Raw genomic sequence first — 20,492 nt, 5'->3', positions numbered from 1 at the left:
CCCCGTTGGTCGGATACGACAACAGTGATTTCCCATAAGGAAATCACTGTTGTCCAAATGGCAACTCGCACAGACAATCCTCTCCCCGTATTCTTAGCGCCACTTTCCTCATGAGGTCGCTATGACACGCTTTCTAATCTGCAGTTTTGCTCTGGTTCTCCTTTATCCCGCCGGTATTGATATGTATCTGGTGGGATTGCCCCGTATTGCTGCCGATTTACAAGCCAGCGAGGCTCAGTTGCATATCGCGTTTTCGGTCTACCTGGCAGGGATGGCGACGGCAATGTTGTTCGCCGGTAAAATTGCTGACCAGTCGGGTCGTAAACCGGTCGCCATTGTCGGTGCGGTGATCTTTATTATCGCCTCGGCCTTATGTTCATTCGCCGAGAGCGGCACGCCGTTCCTGGTCGGTCGTTTTATTCAGGGCGTCGGTGCAGGTTGCTGCTACGTGGTGGCCTTCGCCATCCTGCGCGATACTCTCGACGATCGCCGCCGTGCGAAGGTGCTGTCGCTGCTAAACGGTATCACTTGTATCGTACCGGTGCTGGCTCCAGTGATGGGGCATCTGATTATGCTCAAATACCCCTGGCAGAGCCTGTTCTACACGATGATGGGCATGGGCGTGGTCGTTTGCCTGCTGTCGGTGTTTATCCTGCGAGAATCGCGCCCAGCGATGCTCTCGACCTCTACGCAGAGCGATCATCGCGCAGAGTCGCTGGTAAACCGTTTTTTCTTAAGCCGTCTGGCCATTACCACCCTCAGCGTGTCGGTAATCCTGACCTTTGTGAATACCTCTCCGGTGCTGCTGATGGAGGTGATGGGTTTTGACCGCGGTGAATACGCCACCACGATGGCGATGACCGCAGGCATCAGTATGGCGGTCTCTTTCTCTACGCCATTCGCACTGAGCATTTTTAAGCCCCGCATCCTGATGCTGACTTCACAGGTATTGTTCCTGGCTGCGGGCATCGTGTTAATCCTTGCCAGTACGCACGCGGTAACGTTGTTCGGGTTAACCTTAATCTGCGCCGGATTCTCGGTCGGTTTCGGCGTTGCCATGAGCCAGGCGCTGGGGCCATTCTCGCTGCGCGCAGGTGTCGCCAGCTCAGCATTAGGCATTGCCCAGGTTTGCGGCTCATCGTTATGGATTTGGTTGGCCGCCATCCTTGGGCTCGATGCGCTGAATATGCTGATCGGGATTCTGATTGGCTGTAGCATAGTGAGCATCATGCTGATTATCACTGTTGCACCAAACCGGTCCACACCAACTCATGAAGAAATCCCTCAGCAGTCTCGATCTTAATTTGCTGCTCTGCCTGCAGTTGTTGATGCAGGAACGCAGCGTCACTAAAACCGCCAAACGGATGAACGTCACGCCGTCGGCGGTCAGCAAATCGCTGTCGAAGCTGAGAGCCTGGTTTGACGATCCGTTGTTTGTTAACACCCCGCTGGGGCTAACGCCAACGCCGCTGATGCTCAACATGGAACAGAGCCTGGCGGAGTGGATGCAGATGGGCAATCAATTGCTCGATAAGCCACACCATGAAGCACCACGTGGGCTGAAATTTGATTTGGTGGCTGAAACGCCGCTGGTGATGATCATGTTTAACGCGCTCTCCCAACAGATCTACCAGCGTTATCCACAGGCCACGATCAAAGTGCGCAACTGGGATTACGATTCGCTGGATGCCATTATCCGTGGCGAGGTCGATATCGGCTTTACCGGGCGTGAAAGTCACCCGCGCTCGCGTGAATTGCTGAGCCTGCTACCGTTATCGATCGACCACGAAGTCCTGTTTTCCGATCTCCCCTGCGTCTGGTTACGTGAAGACCATCCGGCATTGCAGGAAGAGTGGAATCTGGAAACATTCCTGCGCTATCCCCATATCAGCATTAGCTGGGAGCAGAGCGACACCTGGGCGCTGGACGATGTGCTTCAGGAGATGGGGCGTGCGCGTAACATCGCATTGTGTCTGCCAGGCTTTGAACAGTCGCTGTTTATGGCCGCGCAGCCCGATCACGCATTGATAGCCACCGCCCCGGTCTATTGTCAGCGTTACAATCAACTCCACCAGCTTCCGCTCGTGGCACGTCCAATGCCTTTTGATGCTGCGCAACTGGAAAAAATGCGCGTACCGTTCACCCTCCTTTGGCATAAACGCAACAGCCACAATCCTAAGATCGTTTGGCTGAAAGAGACGATCAAGGCACTCTACCGCGAGATGTCATGAAGATCCTTTGCTATATTGTTGTTTTATTGACCTCCCTGGCGGTGGAAATGTAAATGTCGCGTAATGTATCCCGATTCCGTTTACTTTTTGGGCAGTAAAGCCTGCCTGGAAGCCGCGTAAATGTTACTCTGATAATAATCACGGACCATTAATCACGGAGCGAAAAATGGCGACACATTTTGCCAGAGGGATTCTTACGGAGGGACACCTGGTTTCAGTTCGTCTCCCTACTCCATGTCATTTTGAAGCAAGAAATCTACCCACTCACCGCCGAACACGCTTTTTGGCCTCCCGAAGCCTTCTCGCTGAACTGATGTTTATGCTTTACGGCACCAGCACATTGCCTGAGATTGTTACCGAGGCGAAAGGTAAGCCCGTCTTTCGCGATAAAAGCCTGCCAGAATTTTCGATTTCCTATGCCGGGAATATCGTCGGCGTCGCGCTTACCACAGAAGGTTCATGCGGCCTGGATATGGAGCTTCAGCGAGCGACCCGCGGGTTTCATACCCCGAGTGCCACAGAAACCTACCGCTTTTCCAGTAACGAAAACCTGTGGATCAATAATCAAAACGACCCCAATGAAGCGCGTGCCCAGCTCATTACGTTACGCCAGAGCGTTCTCAAGCTCACTGGCGACGTGTGCAATGACGATCCACGTGAACTCCAGCTATTACCGGGTGCGGGCCGTCTGAGATGTGCTCACGTTACGCAGATAGAAGCCATTTGCGATGCCGAAGATGTGCTGGTGTGGTCGGTCGCAGTCACGCCAACCATTGAAAAACTCAAGGTTTGGGAGTTTGATGGTAAACAAGACTGGAAAAGTTTGCCTGATATCCAGACCCGCGCGAATGAGCCAACGGGTCGCCTGATCCGGTTTTCACAATTATCCGCAGCGAAGAGCCATACGCTTTGATTTAACCTTCATGATGAAACAGGAGTAACCATGTCTGAAACATTGAATGTTGTTACGTTACTGGGGAGCCTGCGCAAGGGTTCGTTTAATGGAATGGTTGCCCGCACGCTGCCAAAAATTGCCCCCGCGGGGATGGAAGTGAATGCGTTACCGTCGATTGGGGATATTCCTCTGTACGATGCCGACCTCCAGCAGGAAGAGGGTTTTCCGGCAAGTGTAGAAGCGCTGGCAGAACAAATCAGGAAGGCTGACGGCGTCGTTATCGTCACGCCGGAATACAACTATTCTGTTCCTGGTGGGCTGAAAAACGCCATCGACTGGTTGTCTCGTCTGCCCGATCAACCATTATCAGGCAAACCGGTGCTAATCCAGACCAGCTCAATGGGCGCTATTGGTGGCGCACGCTGTCAGTATCATCTGCGCCAAATTCTGGTGTTCCTCGATGCGATGGTGATGAACAAGCCAGAGTTTATGGGCGGCGTAATTCAGAATAAAGTAGACCCGCAGACCGGCGAAGTGATCGACCAAAGCACGCTGGACCATCTGACCGGCCAGCTGACCGCGTTCGGGGATTATATTCAGCGCGTAAAAGCGTAAAAGAAAAAGCCCGCCAGCAGTAATGCCGGGCGGGCTATAGACAATACCGATATTTTAGTGCGCGTCGATGAACACAATCTTCAACACAAACAGCAGCGCAACAACGATGACGCACGGGCTGAGATCGCGGAAACGTCCGGTACCAATTTTCATCACGCAGTAGGAAATAAAGCCCAGCGCGATACCTTCAGTGATGGAGAAGCTAAACGGCATCATCACTGCGGTAATAAACGCCGGAACCGCTTCAGTCAGATCATCCCACTTCACGCGCGACAGGCTGGACGTCATCAATACGCCCACGTAAATCAGCGCACCCGCTGCGGCATAGCCCGGCACCATTCCCGCCAACGGTGACAGGAAGATAACCAGCAGGAACAGCAGACCGACAACCACGGCTGTCAGACCTGTACGTCCACCAACAGAAACCCCGGAAGAGGATTCAATATATGCGGTAACGGAAGAAGTACCGATAAACGCACCGGTAACAGACGACACGCTATCGACAAACAGAGCCTGCTTCATGCGCGGGAACTTGCCCTTGGCATCCGCCAGACCCGCTTTATCCGTGACGCCAATCAACGTACCGGAAGAGTCAAACAGGTTCACCAGCATGAACGAGAAAATAACGCCCGCCAGGCCAATGTTAAATGAACCCGCCAGATCAACATGCCCAATAACAGATGTGACGCTCGGCGGCGCAGAAACGATACCGCTGTAATGAACATCGCCCAACATCCAGCCCAACAGCGTGGTCACAATGATGGAGATCAGCACTGCCGCGTGAATGTTGCGTGATGCCAGAATCGCGATGATAAAGAAACCCAGAATCCCCAGCAGCACGCTATGGGACGTCAGGTTACCAATGGAAACCAGCGTGTCTTTGTTCGCAACAATAACACCGGCATTTTTCAGCCCCATCATGCCGATGAACAGGCCGATACCACTGGTGATGCCCACGCGCAGACTGACCGGGATATTCGCAATCATCCAGTAACGTACGCGGAAAATCGTCAGCAGCAGCAGACCAATTGCGCCCCAGAAAATAGCGCCCATACCAATCTGCCATGATAGCCCCATCGCACCGACCACCACGAAGGCAAAGAATGCGTTCAGACCCATAGCAGGTGCCAGCGCAACCGGCAGGTTGGCAAACAGCCCCATCAGGATGCTACCAAATGCAGCAATAAGACAGGTGGTAACAAAGACGGCGCTGGTATCCATGCCAGCTACGCCAAGAATTTGCGGGTTAACAAAAACGATATACACCATCGTCAGGAAGGTGGTTAAACCGGCGATCACTTCGGTCCGTGCCGTCGTGCCATGCTCGCGCAGTTTGAACACGCGTTCCAGCATCCCCTGGCCAGAAGCCTGGGTTGTGTGTTGTTGACTCATAATCAATTTCCGAACAAGGAGGGAAAATTCGTCGCTATCCTATACCAAAATGCGACAATAGGGTTGGGTTATGAGCAACTTTTTTCATTGATTTTGCTTATACGGCAACGATTGCGTCCCCCCATTATGCATTACGAAAACGTTAAACTTGTTAAAATGGAAATGACATGTCCCAGATAGAAGCCGTATTTTTTGACTGTGACGGTACCCTTGTCGACAGTGAAGTAATTTGTTCTCGCGCGTATGTCAGCATGTTCCAGGCGTTCGGCATTACGCTCGATCTTGAAGAGACGTTTAAACGCTTCAAGGGGGTAAAGCTCTACGAAATCATCGACATTATTAACGAAGAACACGGTGTCGAACTGGCAAAAGCCGAGTTAGAACCGGTTTACCGCGCTGAGGTCGCACGTCTGTTCGATACCGAGCTGGAAGTCATTGCTGGTGCGAACACGCTGTTGGACAGCATGGCTGTGCCAATGTGCGTGGTGTCTAACGGTCCGGTCAGCAAAATGCAGCATTCATTGGGTAAGCTGGGCATGTTGCATCATTTTCCTGATTTACTGTTCAGTGGTTATGATATTCAGCGCTGGAAGCCCGACCCGGCACTGATGTTCCATGCGGCGAAAGCGATGAACGTCAACGTTGAGAACTGTATCCTGGTTGATGATTCCAGCGCAGGCGCGCAGGCGGGGATTGCGGCGGGAATGGAGGTTTTTTACTTCTGCGCCGATCCGCACAACAAACCGATCGATCATCCTAAAGTGACGACGTTTACCGATCTGGCACAGTTGCCGGAATTGTGGAAGGCGCGGGGTTGGAATATCGTCGATTAAACAGTCGGCCTGATAAGCAAAGCGCCATCAGGCGAATGGCGCAGAATGCCGGATGCGGCGTAACGCCTTATCCGGCCTACAATAGCGACACCGGGGATCCCGGCGAACGCAACAAGCCGCTTATTCCTTCGGATCTTTGCCCGCCAGCAGCTTATCCAGCTCATCCCCGCCCACGTGACGGAAATCTTGCCCCTTCACGAAGTAGAAGATGTATTCGCAGATATTCTGGCAACGGTCACCGATACGCTCGATAGAACGCGCGCAAAACAGCGCGGTCAGCACGCTTGGAATGGTGCGCGGATCTTCCATCATGTAGGTCATCAGCTGGCGCACAATGCCTTCATATTCCTGGTCGACTTTCTTATCTTCACGGTAGATACGTACCGCTTCATCCAGATCCATACGCGCAAAGGCATCCAACACGTCGTGCAGCATCTGCACGGTGTGACGGCCCAGCGACTCCAGACTGACCAACAGCGGCTGATGCTGCTGGGAGAATTTCTCCAGCGCGGTGCGGCAGATTTTATCCGCGACGTCACCAATACGCTCCAGCTCAGCGATGGTTTTGATAATCGCCATCACCAGGCGCAGGTCGCTCGCCGTCGGCTGACGTTTGGCGATGATACGCACGCAGGCTTCATCAATCGCCACTTCCATCATGTTGACGTTTTTATCGCCTTCAATGACGCGCTTCGCCAGATCGCTGTCCTGATTGTGCATGGCAGTAATCGCATCAGAAAGCTGCTGTTCAACCATGCCGCCCATGGTCATCACCTGGGTACGGATACTTTCCAGTTCGGCGTTGAACTGGCCGGAAATATGTTTATTTAGGTTAAGGTTATCCACAACAAGCTCCTGAATCAGCCGTAACGACCGGTGATGTAGTCTTCAGTTTGTTTCTTCGCGGGCTTGGTGAACAGATCGTCCGTGTTGCTGAACTCAATCAACTCGCCCAGGTACATAAATGCCGTGTGATCGGAACAACGTGCAGCCTGCTGCATGTTGTGGGTCACGATAACAACGGTGTAATCCTCTTTCAGCTCAGTGATCAGCTCTTCAATACGCCCGGTTGAGATCGGGTCAAGCGCTGAACACGGTTCATCAAGCAGAAGCACTTCCGGGCGAATGGCGATACCACGCGCAATGCACAAACGCTGCTGCTGACCACCGGAGAGAGAGTATCCGCTCTGGTGTAATTTATCTTTGGTTTCATTCCACAATGCGGCTTTGGTCAACGCCCACTGCACGCGCTCGTCCATATCGGCACGGGAAAGCTTCTCAAACAGACGCACGCCAAACGCGATATTGTCGTAGATAGACATCGGAAACGGTGTTGGTTTCTGGAAAACCATGCCGACTTTGGCACGCAGCAGCGCGATATCCTGGGTATTGGTGAGAATATTGTCACCATCCAGCAGGATTTCACCTTCCGCACGCTGCTCCGGGTACAGTTCAAACATTTTGTTGAAGGTACGCAGCAGCGTTGATTTACCACAGCCTGACGGCCCGATAAACGCCGTTACCTGGTTCTTCGCAATATCCAGGTTGATGTTCTTCAGGGCATGGAATTTGCCATAGTAGAAGTTCAAATCACGAACCTGAATCTTACCTGGGGCAGTATCAACCATACTCATTTCAATCTCTTCCTCATTCGGCGCCGCATCAGCCACGCCGTAAAAATTAACCGTGTTTCTTCTTCGCGAAAATGACGCGCGCCAGAATGTTCAGCAGCAGTACGCACAGGGTAATAATCAGCACCCCGGCCCAGGCCAGTTGCTGCCACTCAGCAAACGGGCTCATCGCAAACTTAAAGATAGTGACCGGTAGGTTGGCGATTGGCTGCATCATGTCAGTGCTCCAGAACTGGTTGGAGAGCGACGTAAACAGCAGCGGAGCCGTTTCACCCGCGATACGGGCAATAGCCAGCAGAATGCCGGTAATAATGCCCGACACAGACGCCTTCAGGGTGATCGCGGAAATCATCTTCCACTTTGGTGTACCCAACGCATAGGCGGCTTCTCGCAGACTATCCGGCACCAGTTTGAGCATGTTCTCAGTGGTACGAATAACGATAGGTACCTGCAGCAGCGCCAGCGCGATAACACCCGCCCAGCCGGAGAAGTGTTCCATTTTTGCCACCACGATGGTGTAAACGAACAGACCAACCACGATTGATGGCGCAGACAGCAGGATGTCGTTGATAAAGCGGATGACCTCAGCCAGCCAGGACTTACGTCCGTACTCAGCCAGGTAAATGCCCGCCATAATACCAAGCGGTGTACCAAACACGGTCGCCCACAGAATTAACAGCCCGCTACCGGCAAGCGCGTTCGCCAGACCACCACCCGCGGTATTCGGCGGTGGGGTCATTTCAGTAAACAGTGCCAGCGACATACCATCAATGCCCCGGGTAATCGTGGACATCAGGATCCAGACAAGCCAGAACAGACCAAATGCCATCGTCGCCATCGAGAGCGTCAGCGCGATACGGTTCTTCAGACGACGACGCGCCTGCATTTTACGGCGTGATTCTGCCAGTGCGGTGGTGTTTTGCATTTCCAGCGTAGCCATTAGCGTGCCCCCTCGTTTTTCGCAAGGCGCATGATCATGAACTTAGACGCTGCCAGCACGATGAAGGTGATCACAAACAGGATCAGACCCAGTTCCATCAACGCAGCAACGTGCAGCCCCGATTCCGCTTCGGCAAATTCATTCGCCAGCGCAGAGGTAATACTGTTGCCCGGCATGTACAGCGAGGCGCTATCGAGCTGGTAGGTGTTACCAATGATAAAGGTCACCGCCATGGTTTCACCCAGCGCACGGCCCAGCCCCAGCATCACACCGCCGATCACACCATTTTTGGTGAACGGCAGAACGATACGCCAGATAACTTCCCAGGTAGTACAGCCAATACCGTAAGCTGACTCTTTCATCAGTACCGGCGTTTGCTCGAATACATCACGCATAACCGCCGCAATGTACGGGATGATCATGATGGCGAGGATCACGCCAGCAGCCAGAATACCAATACCAAATGCCGGGCCAGCAAACAGTGCGCCAACAAACGGAATGTTGGAAAGGATATTACCGACCGGCTCCTGGAAATACGTCGCAAACAGCGGGGCAAAGATAAACAGGCCCCACATGCCGTAAACGATACTCGGGATCGCCGCCAGCAGTTCAATAGCGATACCCAGCGGGCGTCTCAGCCAGCCAGGTGCAAGTTCCGTCAGGAACAAGGCAATGCCGAAACTCACCGGAACGGCGATCAGCAGTGCGATAAGTGAGGTGACCAGCGTACCGTAAATCGGTACCAGTGCGCCGTAGATATCATTTGGCGCATCCCAGTCTTTGGTCCAAAGGAATGAGAAACCAAATTTCTGGATGCTTGGCCAGGAGGAGATGATCAGAGAGACAATAATGCCACCCAACATCAATAGCACAATCAGCGCAGCCAGTTTTACCAGCGCGCTGAAGATCATGTCACCCTTTTTACCCGGTGGGTTAAAAGCAGGCTTGGTTGCAGCCATAAATCACTCTTTAAGTTTGGGCCAGGAAGCTCGCATTTTATCGTGCTTCCCGGCTAACGTAATGCCATACCCTAAATAATTCGAGTTGCAGCAAGACGGCAAGCTTGTGAATCCCCAGGAGCATAGATTCACTATGTGACTGGGGTGAACAAGCACAGCCAACACAGCTGCGGCTCGAAGTATGACGGGTATTTAATACAGCGCTTTACCGCTGCTGTCTTTCACGTTGGTCTTCCATGCAGCACGAATCTGCTCAACCACGCTGTCCGGCAGGCTGGCATAATCCAGGTCATTGGCCTGTTTGCCGCCATTTTTGTACGCCCAGTCAAAGAACTTCAGCACTTCAACGCCTTGCTCTGGTTTCTTCTGCTCTTTGTGCACCAGGATGAAGGTGGTGGAAGTGATTGGCCACGCATTGTCACCTTTCTGGTTAGTCAGATCCTGAGCGAAGGTTTTGCTCCAGTCAGCACCTTTCGCTGCATTGGCAAAGTTTTCTTCTGTCGGGCTTACCGGTTTGCCATCAGCAGAAACCAGTTTGGTGTATGCCAGGTTGTTCTGCTTAGCATAAGCGTACTCAACGTAGCCGATAGAGCCTGGCAGACGCTGTACGAACGCAGCGATACCGTCGTTACCTTTACCACCCAGACCGGTCGGCCAGTTCACGGTAGAGCCGGAACCAATTTTAGATTTCCACTCTTCGTTCACTTTCGCCAGGTAGCTGGTGAAGACGAAGGAGGTACCGGAACCATCTGCACGACGCACAACGGCAATGTTCTGAGAAGGCAGCTTCAGACCTGGGTTCAGTTTGGTGATGGCTTCATCATCCCACTTCTTAATTTTGCCGAGGTAGATATCGCCCAGGGTTTTACCGTCAAGCACCAGCTCACCGGACTTCAGGCCAGGGATATTCACCGCCAGCACCACACCGCCGATCACTGTCGGGAACTGGAACAGGCCTTCCTGAGCCAGCTTCTCGTCAGACAACGGTGCATCAGATGCACCGAAATCAACGGTATTTGCGGTAATTTGTTTTACACCACCGGAGGAGCCGATACCCTGGTAGTTTACTTTGCTACCGGTCTCTTTCTGATAAGTATCAGCCCATTTGGCATACACTGGCGCAGGAAAAGTTGCACCAGCACCTGTCAGGCTCGCTGCAGCAAAGGCAGAGAACGCGCTCATAGATAAGGTCGCGGCGACAACAGTTGCGACAGTGGTACGCATAACTTTCATAATGTCTCCTGCACGGTTTTCGTAAATTGTTGTTTGAGTTGCTACTGTGAGCAAAATAGGACAAACAGGTGACAGTTAAATGTACGAAATATGACAGTTTTATGACAATGAAAAATAATGCGCCAGGAACAATTAAAAACAGTATAAAAACAGCAAGTTAATAGATTATATGACAATCATATTTCGGCAAAATTTTCTTTTTATGACACTGAAAACAGTAGCTGAAGATGACGGTTTGTCACATAAAACAGGCGGGATAATTGATTAAAAACAGAACACGTTTAAAAAAATGCCCCGCTTTGAGCAGGGCATTTTCAATTCAGCAAGGTATCGCTTATTCCACGGTAACCGACTTCGCCAGGTTACGCGGCTGATCCACGTCAGTCCCTTTAATCAGCGCGACGTGATACGCCAGCAATTGCAGCGGAACAGTATAGAAGATCGGCGCAATCACCTCTTCCACATGCGGCATCTCAATGATGTGCATATTTTCATTACTGATAAATCCTGCATCCTGATCAGCAAAGACGTACAGCTGACCGCCACGGGCGCGAACTTCTTCAATGTTGGATTTCAGTTTTTCCAGCAGTTCGTTGTTCGGCGCAACCACGATAACCGGCATATCGGCATCAATCAGCGCCAGCGGACCGTGTTTCAGTTCGCCTGCGGCATATGCTTCAGCGTGAATATAAGAGATCTCTTTCAGCTTCAGCGCGCCTTCCAGCGCAATGGGGTACTGATCGCCACGGCCCAGGAACAGCGCATGGTGTTTGTCAGAGAAGTCTTCCGCCAGTGCAGCAATACGTTTGTCCTGTGACAGCATCTGCTCAATACGGCTCGGCAGCGCCTGTAACCCGTGAACAATCTCTTGTTCAATAGACGCATCCAGACCTTTCAGACGAGACAGTTTCGCCACCAGCATCAACAGAACTGTCAGCTGAGTGGTAAATGCTTTCGTGGAGGCCACGCCGATTTCGGTCCCGGCATTAGTCATCATCGCCAGGTCAGATTCACGTACCAGAGAAGAGCCTGGAACGTTACAGATTGCCAGCGACCCCAGATAGCCCAGCTCTTTAGATAAGCGCAGACCCGCCAGGGTATCCGCCGTTTCACCGGACTGAGACAGGGTAATCATCAGACTGTTACGACGCACAGCAGATTTGCGATAACGGAACTCAGAAGCAATTTCCACATCACAGGGAATGCCGGCCAGCGACTCAAACCAGTAACGGGACACCATGCCTGAGTTGTATGACGTACCGCAGGCAATAATCTGGATATGCTCAACCTGAGACAGCAACGCGTTGGCATTAGGGCCAAGCTCACTTAAGTCCACTTCGCCATGACTGATACGCCCGGTCAGCGTATTTTTAATCGCGTTCGGTTGCTCATAGATCTCTTTCTGCATGTAGTGGCGATAAATACCTTTTTCGCCCGCGTCGTATTGCAGATTAGATTCAATATCCTGACGTTTTACTTCCGCGCCAGTCTTATCAAAAATAGAGACTGAACGACGCGTTACTTCCGCGATGTCGCCCTCTTCCAGGAAGATAAAGCGACGGGTTACCGGCAGCAGCGCCAGCTGGTCGGAAGCGATAAAGTTTTCACCCATGCCCAGACCGATAACCAGTGGGCTACCAGAACGCGCCGCCAGCAGTGTTTCAGGATTACGGGTATCCATGATCACCGTACCGTATGCACCACGGAGTTGCGGAATAGTACGCAGTACCGCTTCACGCAGTGTACCGCCCTGTTCCAGCTCCCAGTGCACCAGGTGAGCAATCACTTCGGTATCCGTTTCAGATACGAAGGTGTAACCACGCGCTTTCAACATTTCACGCAGCGGTTCATGGTTTTCGATGATGCCGTTATGCACCACCACAATGTGCTCAGAAACATGCGGATGCGCGTTCGCTTCTGAAGGTTCGCCATGTGTTGCCCAGCGGGTGTGGGCGATACCCGTACCACCGTGTAACGGATGTTCTTCCGCTGCAGCAGTCAGCATCTGCACTTTACCCAGACGACGCAGACGGGTCATGTTACCTTCAGCATCAACAACAGCCAGGCCGGCTGAGTCATAACCACGATATTCCAGACGACGTAAACCTTCGAGAAGGATTTCAGCTACATCACGCTGCGCGATAGCGCCAACAATTCCACACATATTTTTTGATTCCGAATTTAGGCATTATGCCTGTCGTTGTCGGTCAACCTGATACCCGTATTCCGGGCGCCCCGAGCCTTGTAGAGAGTGGGGTTATTTTTATAGGTACTGCTTGTTGAGCGGAGGATTATATTATCCCCTCATCTCTTGTCTGCCTGATGGCGCTCACGCTTATAAGGCCTACAGAACGTCACCGCACGTAGGCCGCCATCCGGCAAAAATTATGACTTCTTCTTCACCGGACGCTGCCAGCCCTGTTTATGGACCTGAGGTACACGGCTTAATACCAGTTCGTTATCAGCGATATTACGCGTCACTGTGGTTCCGGCGGCGATCGTTGCGCCTTTACCCACGGTGACGGGAGCCACCAGCTGAGTATCAGAACCGACAAAAACATCATCGCCAATAATGGTTTTAAACTTATTAGCGCCATCATAGTTACAGGTAATCGTACCCGCGCCAATATTCACGTTATCACCAATTTCAGCGTCGCCGAGATACGTCAGATGACCCGCTTTAGAACCTTTACCCAGACGCGCTTTTTTCATTTCGACGAAGTTACCCACGTGCGCACCTTCCAGCAGCTCAGCGCCAGGGCGCAGACGCGCAAAAGGCCCGATAGTACAGGCCGCTTCCAAATGGGCATCTTCCACCACGCTGTACGGGCTAAGCTCACAGCCGTCGCCAATTACGCTGTTTTTGATAATGCAGCCAGTACCAATCTTGACGCGATCGCCAAGGGTTACGTTGCCTTCAATGATAACGTTAGTATCAATTTCAACATCGCGCCCGTGAATAAGCGAACCGCGAAGATCAAAACGTGCTGGATCGCGCAGCATAACGCCTGCTAACAGCAGTTTCTCTGCTTGTTCGGACTGATAGACACGTTCAAGACGGGATAACTGAAGACGGTTATTCACCCCTTCGGTTTCGCTAATACGTGCCGGATGTACCGCAGCAATTTCACGCCCTTCCTGGTACGCCATCGCAATGATATCGGTGATGTAATATTCACCCTGCACGTTGTTGTTGGTCAGTTTAGACAACCAGCGCTTCATATCAGCGCCATTGGCAATCAGGATGCCGGTGTTAATTTCCTGGATCTGGCGTTGCTCGTCGGTCGCATCTTTGTGCTCAACGATACCAGTAACTTTGCCGTTATCACGCGTAATGCGCCCATAGCCGGTTGGGTCGTCCAGTTTTACGGTTAATAAGCCAATACCACCCTGAGGTTTAGCATCGCGCAGGCGGCGTAACGTTTCGGTGGAGATTAACGGCACATCGCCATAAAGCATTAAAATGTCTTCGTCATCACCAAAGAACGGTGCAGCCTGCTGCATTGCATGACCGGTTCCCAGTTGTTCTGCCTGCAAAACCCAGTTCAGATTGCCATCTTTCAACGTCTGCTGAAGCAAATCACCACCATGCCCGTAGACCAGGTGTACATGAGTTGCGCCTAATTCATTAGCGGCATCAATAACATGCTGCACCATCGTTTTTCCTGCGAGAGTGTGCAGCACTTTAGGAAGATCGGAATACATACGTGTACCTTTGCCTGCGGCAAGGATCACGACGCTCATAGCATTATTCAACATACACATCCTGACTGTCATTTGAGAACGAATTTATACCCTTTCACATTGAAAATACTACATTTTTTTCATCATAAAATGGGCCGAAGATAAAACGTTCAATAGGGGAAAATCCCTAACTATTAACTCACTATTTTCGACGATATCGGCGTCTTTTGTCTCCAAAAACCCAGGAGCATGCTCTTATTAAAGCCTTAGGTTAATGTTTTTGCTATTTTTTTGCCCCATGAATAAAGAATTGGGTAAGCAACGCACGATTTTTATATATGATTCAGTGACAAGCAGAAAAATGGAGAAGACAAGAATTGGGGGGGAGAGGAAGAGTGCACAAGCAAGAGGGTAAGGAGCTAAATAAATGGCGCTTGCTCTCAACGATGTGAAGCATCGCGCCACATAACAACAGGTATGACTAAACGGCCATGCTGCTGAAAAGGGCGATGATTTTGTTGAACAATTTCATGTTGGTATCCTGTTTTTATCTGAGTTAATTATGTGACTTACATCACAAAAACAAGTCTACGCTTCATTTTTTAATCGATCAATAGTTATGTGATGCAGATCACATAAAATCAAAACACCTTTTCAGTTTCAAAATATCTAAAACACAGGCAAAAAAAAACCAGCCTGCTAGCAGACTGGTTTTCGTATTTTCAAGCCGGTGTTACATCGCTTTTTTGGTCAACTCGATAACGCGCAGTTTTGCGATCGCTTTGGCCAGTTCCGCAGATGCCTGAGCGTAATCCACGTCACCATGAGAGCTCTTAATATGCTCTTCAGCCTTGCGTTTCGCTTCCAGGGCTCTCGCTTCATCGAGATCCTGACCGCGAATCGCGGTATCAGCCAGTACGGTCACGTTGCCAGGCTGCACTTCAAGAATGCCGCCGGACAGATAGATAAACTCTTCATGACCGAACTGTTTAACGATGCGGATCATACCAGGCTTAATGGCGGTGAGCAGCGGTGCGTGGCCCGGGAAAATACCCAGTTCACCTTCACTACCCGTTACCTGGATTTTTTCGACCAGACCAGAGAACATTTGTTGCTCTGCGCTGACGACGTCCAGGTGGTAAGTCATTGCCATATCACCCTCCGATTAAGGCGTTAAAGTTTTTTGGCTTTTTCTACGGCTTCGTCGATAGAACCAACCATGTAGAACGCCTGCTCTGGCAGGTGGTCGTATTCGCCTTCCATGATACCTTTAAAGCCACGGATGGTGTCTTTCAGGGAAACGTATTTACCCGGAGAACCGGTGAATACTTCCGCAACGAAGAACGGCTGGGACAGGAAGCGCTGGATCTTACGCGCACGAGCTACCACCAGTTTATCTTCTTCAGACAGTTCATCCATACCCAGGATGGCGATGATATCTTTCAGTTCCTGATAACGCTGCAGCAGGGACTGTACGCCACGCGCAGTGTCATAGTGTTCCTGACCAACAACCAGCGGATCCAGCTGACGGCTGGTGGAGTCCAGCGGATCAACGGCCGGGTAAATACCCAGAGAAGCGATCTGACGGCTCAGTACCACGGTTGCATCCAGGTGAGCAAAGGTGGTTGCTGGTGATGGGTCAGTCAAGTCATCCGCAGGTACGTATACCGCCTGAACGGAGGTGATAGAACCAGTTTTGGTGGAGGTGATACGTTCCTGCAGAACACCCATCTCTTCCGCCAGGGTCGGCTGGTAACCTACCGCTGATGGCATACGACCCAGCAGTGCGGATACTTCCGTACCGGCCAGGGTGTAACGATAGATGTTATCGACGAACAGCAGTACGTCACGACCTTCGTCACGGAATTTCTCAGCCATGGTCAGACCGGTCAGCGCAACGCGCAGACGGTTTCCCGGCGGCTCGTTCATCTGGCCATAAACCAGGGATACTTTATCCAGAACGTTGGAGTCGGTCATTTCGTGGTAGAAGTCGTTACCCTCACGAGTACGTTCACCTACGCCCGCAAACACAGAGTAACCGGAGTGCTCAATCGCGATGTTACGAATAAGCTCCATCATGTTTACGGTTTTACCTACACCCGCACCACCGAACAGACCAACTTTACCGCCCTTAGCGAACGGACACATCAGGTCGATAACTTTGATGCCGGTTTCCAGCAGTTCCTGAGAGCTGGACAGCTCTTCGTAGGAAGGTGCTGCGCGGTGGATAGCCCAACGCTCTTCTTCACCGATATCGCCTTTCATGTCGATCGGGTGACCCAGGACGTTCATGATACGACCCAGAGTTGCTTTACCTACCGGGACTTCGATCGGGTGCTCGAGGTCTTTCACTTCCAGACCACGACGCAGACCGTCGGAAGAACCCATGGCGATGGTACGTACGATACCGCCGCCGAGCTGCTGCTGAACTTCCAGCACCAGGCTCTCTTTACCATTCATAACCTCAAGAGCATCGTACACGCGCGGTACGGCATCCTGAGGGAATTCGACGTCAACCACGGCGCCGATTACCTGGACAATTTTTCCAGTAGCCATCTTGAATCCTCTACGAATTAACCTGGTTATACCGCGGATGCACCACCGACGATTTCGGTGAGTTCCTGAGTAATGCTGGCCTGACGAGCTTTGTTGTATACCAACTGCAGCTCTTTAATCAGGCTGCCGCCATTGTCGGTCGCGGCTTTCATCGCCACCATACGTGCGGCCTGCTCGCTGGCCAGGTTTTCTACCACGCCCTGATAAACCTGAGATTCAACGTAACGACGCAGCAGGGTATCCAGCAGCGGTTTCGGGTCTGGTTCATACAGGTAATCCCAGGCTTTTTGTTTTAACTCTTCATCTTCTGAAGCCGGTAAAGGCAGCAGCTGAGTGAGAGTCGGAACCTGAGACATGGTGTTAATAAATTTGTTGCTGACAACGTACAGTCTGTCCAGACGACCTTCATCGTAGGCCTGCAGCATCACTTTAACCGGGCCGATCAGTTCGGACAGGGAAGGGTTATCCCCCATACCGGTTACCTGAGCAACCACGTTACCGCCTACGGAATTAAAGAAAGACACGCCCTTAGAGCCGATCATTGCGATGTCGCACTGAACGCCTTTATCGGACCATGTTTTCATATCCGCCAGCAGCTTTTTAAACAGGTTAATGTTCAAGCCACCGCACAGACCACGGTCGGTCGACACCACCAGGTAGCCCACGCGCTTAACGTCGCGTTCTTCCAGGTAAGGGTGCTTATATTCCAGATTGCCATTCGCAAGGTGACCAATCACTTTGCGCATGGTCTCTGCATAAGGACGGCTGGCCGCCATGCGATCCTGCGATTTACGCATTTTGGAAGCGGCGACCATCTCCATCGCTTTAGTGATCTTCTGCGTGTTCTGGACGCTTGCGATCTTACTACGTATCTCTTTTGCGCCGGCCATGAGCTTCTCCTCAATGCCTTGCGGTCCGTCCTAAGACAGACCGCCAGACGTTACCAGGACTGGGTTGCTTTGAAGGAATCGAGGATAGCTTTCAGCTTGCCTTCGATTTCATCGTTATAGCCACCGGACTGGTTAATCTCTTGCATCAGCGGAGCGTGATCACGGTCAACGTAAGCCAGCAGAGCGGCTTCGAAGCTACCGATTTTCGCCAGTTCCACATCTTCGAGGTAACCGCGTTCAGCCGCAAACAGCACCACACCCTGCTGTGCAACAGACATTGGGGCATACTGTTTCTGCTTCAGCAGTTCAGTTACTTTCTGACCGTGGCTCAGCTGCTTACGCGTAGCTTCGTCAAGGTCGGAAGCGAACTGAGAAAACGCTGCCAGTTCACGATACTGTGCCAGCGCGGTACGGATACCACCGGACAGTTTCTTGATGATCTTGGTCTGCGCTGCACCACCTACACGGGATACGGAGATACCCGGGTTAACTGCCGGACGAATACCGGAGTTGAACAGGTTGGTTTCCAGGAAGATCTGACCATCGGTAATGGAAATTACGTTGGTCGGAACGAACGCAGAAACGTCACCCGCCTGGGTTTCGATAATCGGCAGAGCGGTCAGGGAGCCAGTTTTACCTTTAACTTCACCATTGGTGAATTTCTCAACGTATTCCGCGTTAACGCGGGATGCGCGTTCCAGCAGACGGGAGTGGAGGTAAAATACGTCGCCTGGGAATGCTTCACGTCCTGGTGGACGACGCAGCAGCAGGGAAACCTGACGGTAAGCAACAGCCTGTTTGGACAGGTCATCATAAACAATCAGTGCATCTTCACCGCGGTCACGGAAGTATTCGCCCATTGCGCAACCCGCATACGGTGCCAGGTATTGCAGTGCAGCAGATTCAGACGCGGTAGCCACAACAACGATGGTGTTGGACAGTGCGCCGTGTTCTTCCAGTTTACGAACCACGTTAGAAATGGTGGACGCTTTCTGGCCGATAGCCACGTACACGCATTTGATGCCGGAGTCACGCTGGTTGATGATGGCATCGATTGCCATCGCGGTTTTACCGGTCTGACGGTCACCGATGATCAACTCACGCTGGCCACGACCGATTGGGATCATGGCATCAACGGATTTATAACCGGTCTGTACCGGCTGATCTACGGACTGACGTTCGATTACGCCTGGTGCGATAACTTCGATTGGCGAGAAGCCATCGTTATCAACCGGACCTTTACCGTCAATTGGGGAACCCAGCGTGTTCACCACACGACCCAGCAGGCCACGGCCTACCGGAACTTCAAGGATACGACCCGTACACTTAACCTTCATACCTTCGGCGAGGTCAGCGTATGGACCCATCACAACTGCACCTACGGAGTCGCGCTCCAGGTTCAGTGCGATAGCGTAACGGTTACCCGGCAGAGAGATCATTTCCCCCTGCATACAGTCAGCAAGACCGTGGATGCGGATAACACCGTCACTTACAGAAACAATAGTACCTTCGTTGTGAGCTTCACTCACAACACTGAACTGAGCAATGCGCTGCTTGATCAGTTCGCTGATTTCGGTGGAATTCAGTTGCATGCTCCAGTCCCCTTAAGACTGCAAGACGTCTGCAAGGCGCTCAAGACGGCCGCGTACGCTGCCATCAATGACCATATCACCCGCACGGATGATTACGCCTGCCATTACAGACTTATCGATTTTGCAATTCAGCTTAACTTTGCGTGACAGACGTTTTTCCATCGCTGCACTAATCTTCGTAAGCTGTTCATCACTCAGTGCATTGGCAGAAGTGACTTCTACCTCAGAGATAGCCTCACTGGCTGCACGCAGGTGAATAAACTGCTCAAGAACATCCGGGAGCGCATTAAGACGGTTATTTTCAGCCATTACCTTAATCAGGTTTTGACCGCTTTCGTCTAACTGCTCACCGCAGATTGCGACAAACGACTCAGCGAGCGTTTCCGGCGCCAGCGCGCCAGAGAGAAGCTCTGCCATTTGTTCGTTCTTCGTCACCTCAGCGGCAAACGTCAGCATATCCTGCCAACGGTCAACGCTTTGGTGCTCAACGGCAAAGTCAAAAGCTGCTTTGGCGTAGGGGCGAGCTACCGTAATAAATTCAGACATCAGCCCCTCCCTCCTTACAGTTCAGCGACAAGTTTGTCCACGATGTCGCTGTTAGCAGCTTCATCCACGGAACGTTCGATGATCTTCTCGGCGCCAGCAACAGCCAGGACAGCAACTTGCTTACGCAGCTCTTCGCGAGCACGTTTACGCTCGGCGTCAATTTCCGCCTGCGCTTGTGCCACGATTTTAGTACGTTCCTGCTCTGCTTCAGTTTTAGCTTCGTCCAGGATCTGAGCGCGGCGTTTGTTTGCCTGCTCGATAATTACCTGAGCTTCCGCCTTCGCTTTTTTCAGCTGGTCAGTCGCGCTGGCCTTTGCAAGGTCAAGATCCTTATGTGCTCGTTCAGCAGAAGCAAGACCGTCAGCAATTTCTTTTTGACGTTTTTCGATGGCTGCCATTAATGGCGGCCATACGTACTTCATGCAGAACAGAACGAACAGGACAAACGCGATGGCCTGGCCGAGGATTGTTGCGTTAAGATTCACAGCACAATGC

19 protein-coding genes are annotated in these 20,492 nt (G+C 51.8%); 5 read left to right on the top strand and 14 right to left on the bottom strand.

Annotated elements, in window-relative coordinates:
- The first annotated feature begins 121 nt into the window (after nt 1-121).
- From HV261_RS02470 to HV261_RS02455, 4 genes are all read left to right on the top strand, one after another.
- Nucleotides 122-1,303: an MFS transporter gene (locus HV261_RS02470; protein WP_202037343.1), complete on the top strand. Its 1,182-nt coding sequence runs from the start codon at nt 122-124 to the stop codon at nt 1,301-1,303.
- Nucleotides 1,272-2,231, top strand: a complete 960-nt coding sequence (yidZ, locus tag HV261_RS02465; RefSeq protein WP_101742130.1) for an HTH-type transcriptional regulator YidZ — start codon at nt 1,272-1,274, stop codon at nt 2,229-2,231. The genes HV261_RS02470 and yidZ overlap by 32 nt, the downstream gene beginning before the upstream one ends.
- Before the next feature lie 166 nt (nt 2,232-2,397).
- Nucleotides 2,398-3,144, top strand: a complete 747-nt coding sequence (locus HV261_RS02460; RefSeq protein WP_202037342.1) for a 4'-phosphopantetheinyl transferase family protein — start codon at nt 2,398-2,400, stop codon at nt 3,142-3,144.
- Nucleotides 3,145-3,174: 30 nt separating this feature from the next.
- A complete protein-coding gene (locus HV261_RS02455) occupies nt 3,175-3,741 on the top strand; it encodes an NADPH-dependent FMN reductase (RefSeq protein WP_003827046.1) in 567 nt (188 codons plus the stop codon).
- 54 nt (nt 3,742-3,795) lie between these two features.
- On the opposite strand, the gene HV261_RS02450 is transcribed toward HV261_RS02455, so the two are convergent.
- The gene (locus tag HV261_RS02450; protein WP_202037341.1) at nt 3,796-5,133 is read right to left on the bottom strand and encodes an NCS2 family permease; all 1,338 of its coding nucleotides are present in this window, start codon (nt 5,131-5,133) and stop codon (nt 3,796-3,798) included.
- 167 nt (nt 5,134-5,300) lie between these two features.
- Between HV261_RS02450 and yieH the strand changes: the two genes are divergently transcribed.
- On the top strand, nt 5,301-5,966 hold the full coding sequence (gene yieH / locus HV261_RS02445; RefSeq protein WP_202037340.1) for a 6-phosphogluconate phosphatase: 666 nt from the start codon (nt 5,301-5,303) through the stop codon (nt 5,964-5,966).
- A gap of 120 nt (nt 5,967-6,086) precedes the next feature.
- On the opposite strand, the gene phoU is transcribed toward yieH, so the two are convergent.
- The 13 genes from phoU to atpF form a co-directional block, all read right to left on the bottom strand.
- Nucleotides 6,087-6,812 carry a phosphate signaling complex protein PhoU gene (gene phoU, locus HV261_RS02440; protein ID WP_006687755.1) on the bottom strand — a complete coding sequence of 242 codons (726 nt, stop codon included), beginning with the start codon at nt 6,810-6,812 and terminating at the stop codon, nt 6,087-6,089.
- 14 nt (nt 6,813-6,826) lie between these two features.
- The gene (gene pstB / locus HV261_RS02435; protein ID WP_003023821.1) at nt 6,827-7,600 is read right to left on the bottom strand and encodes a phosphate ABC transporter ATP-binding protein PstB; all 774 of its coding nucleotides are present in this window, start codon (nt 7,598-7,600) and stop codon (nt 6,827-6,829) included.
- Nucleotides 7,601-7,646: 46 nt separating this feature from the next.
- Entirely contained in the window at nt 7,647-8,537 is an 891-nt protein-coding gene (gene pstA / locus HV261_RS02430) for a phosphate ABC transporter permease PstA (protein ID WP_202037339.1), read from the bottom strand.
- Nucleotides 8,537-9,496 (bottom strand): phosphate ABC transporter permease PstC, encoded by a 960-nt coding sequence (gene pstC, locus HV261_RS02425; protein WP_048213782.1) that lies wholly within the window; start codon nt 9,494-9,496, stop codon nt 8,537-8,539. Before pstC ends, pstA begins: the two co-directional genes overlap by 1 nt.
- A 192-nt stretch (nt 9,497-9,688) precedes the next feature.
- Nucleotides 9,689-10,729 (bottom strand): phosphate ABC transporter substrate-binding protein PstS, encoded by a 1,041-nt coding sequence (gene pstS / locus HV261_RS02420; RefSeq protein ID WP_202037338.1) that lies wholly within the window; start codon nt 10,727-10,729, stop codon nt 9,689-9,691.
- 334 nt (nt 10,730-11,063) lie between these two features.
- Nucleotides 11,064-12,893: a glutamine--fructose-6-phosphate transaminase (isomerizing) gene (glmS, locus tag HV261_RS02415; RefSeq protein ID WP_005121462.1), complete on the bottom strand. Its 1,830-nt coding sequence runs from the start codon at nt 12,891-12,893 to the stop codon at nt 11,064-11,066.
- A 221-nt stretch (nt 12,894-13,114) separates the two neighbouring features.
- Nucleotides 13,115-14,488: a bifunctional UDP-N-acetylglucosamine diphosphorylase/glucosamine-1-phosphate N-acetyltransferase GlmU gene (gene glmU, locus HV261_RS02410; RefSeq protein ID WP_202037337.1), complete on the bottom strand. Its 1,374-nt coding sequence runs from the start codon at nt 14,486-14,488 to the stop codon at nt 13,115-13,117.
- A gap of 658 nt (nt 14,489-15,146) precedes the next feature.
- Nucleotides 15,147-15,566 (bottom strand): F0F1 ATP synthase subunit epsilon, encoded by a 420-nt coding sequence (locus tag HV261_RS02405; RefSeq protein ID WP_005121460.1) that lies wholly within the window; start codon nt 15,564-15,566, stop codon nt 15,147-15,149.
- Nucleotides 15,567-15,586: 20 nt separating this feature from the next.
- Complete coding sequence (atpD, locus tag HV261_RS02400) at nt 15,587-16,969, bottom strand: F0F1 ATP synthase subunit beta (protein WP_003023806.1); 1,383 nt, start codon at nt 16,967-16,969, stop codon at nt 15,587-15,589.
- A gap of 26 nt (nt 16,970-16,995) precedes the next feature.
- Entirely contained in the window at nt 16,996-17,859 is an 864-nt protein-coding gene (atpG, locus tag HV261_RS02395) for a F0F1 ATP synthase subunit gamma (protein ID WP_005121458.1), read from the bottom strand.
- 50 nt (nt 17,860-17,909) lie between these two features.
- A complete protein-coding gene (gene atpA, locus HV261_RS02390) occupies nt 17,910-19,451 on the bottom strand; it encodes a F0F1 ATP synthase subunit alpha (protein WP_003827026.1) in 1,542 nt (513 codons plus the stop codon).
- Between the two features lie 12 nt (nt 19,452-19,463).
- Nucleotides 19,464-19,997 carry a F0F1 ATP synthase subunit delta gene (gene atpH, locus HV261_RS02385; RefSeq protein WP_202037336.1) on the bottom strand — a complete coding sequence of 178 codons (534 nt, stop codon included), beginning with the start codon at nt 19,995-19,997 and terminating at the stop codon, nt 19,464-19,466.
- A gap of 14 nt (nt 19,998-20,011) precedes the next feature.
- On the bottom strand, nt 20,012-20,482 hold the full coding sequence (gene atpF, locus HV261_RS02380; RefSeq protein ID WP_040232304.1) for a F0F1 ATP synthase subunit B: 471 nt from the start codon (nt 20,480-20,482) through the stop codon (nt 20,012-20,014).
- Nucleotides 20,483-20,492 lie beyond the last annotated feature (10 nt).

Origin of the sequence: Citrobacter sp. RHBSTW-00671 (assembly GCF_014103415.1) — a bacterium.
Lineage (GTDB): Bacteria > Pseudomonadota > Gammaproteobacteria > Enterobacterales > Enterobacteriaceae > Citrobacter.
The sequence above is the reverse complement of the archived record's forward strand: the minus strand, read 5'-3'. Positions and strand labels throughout refer to the sequence as shown.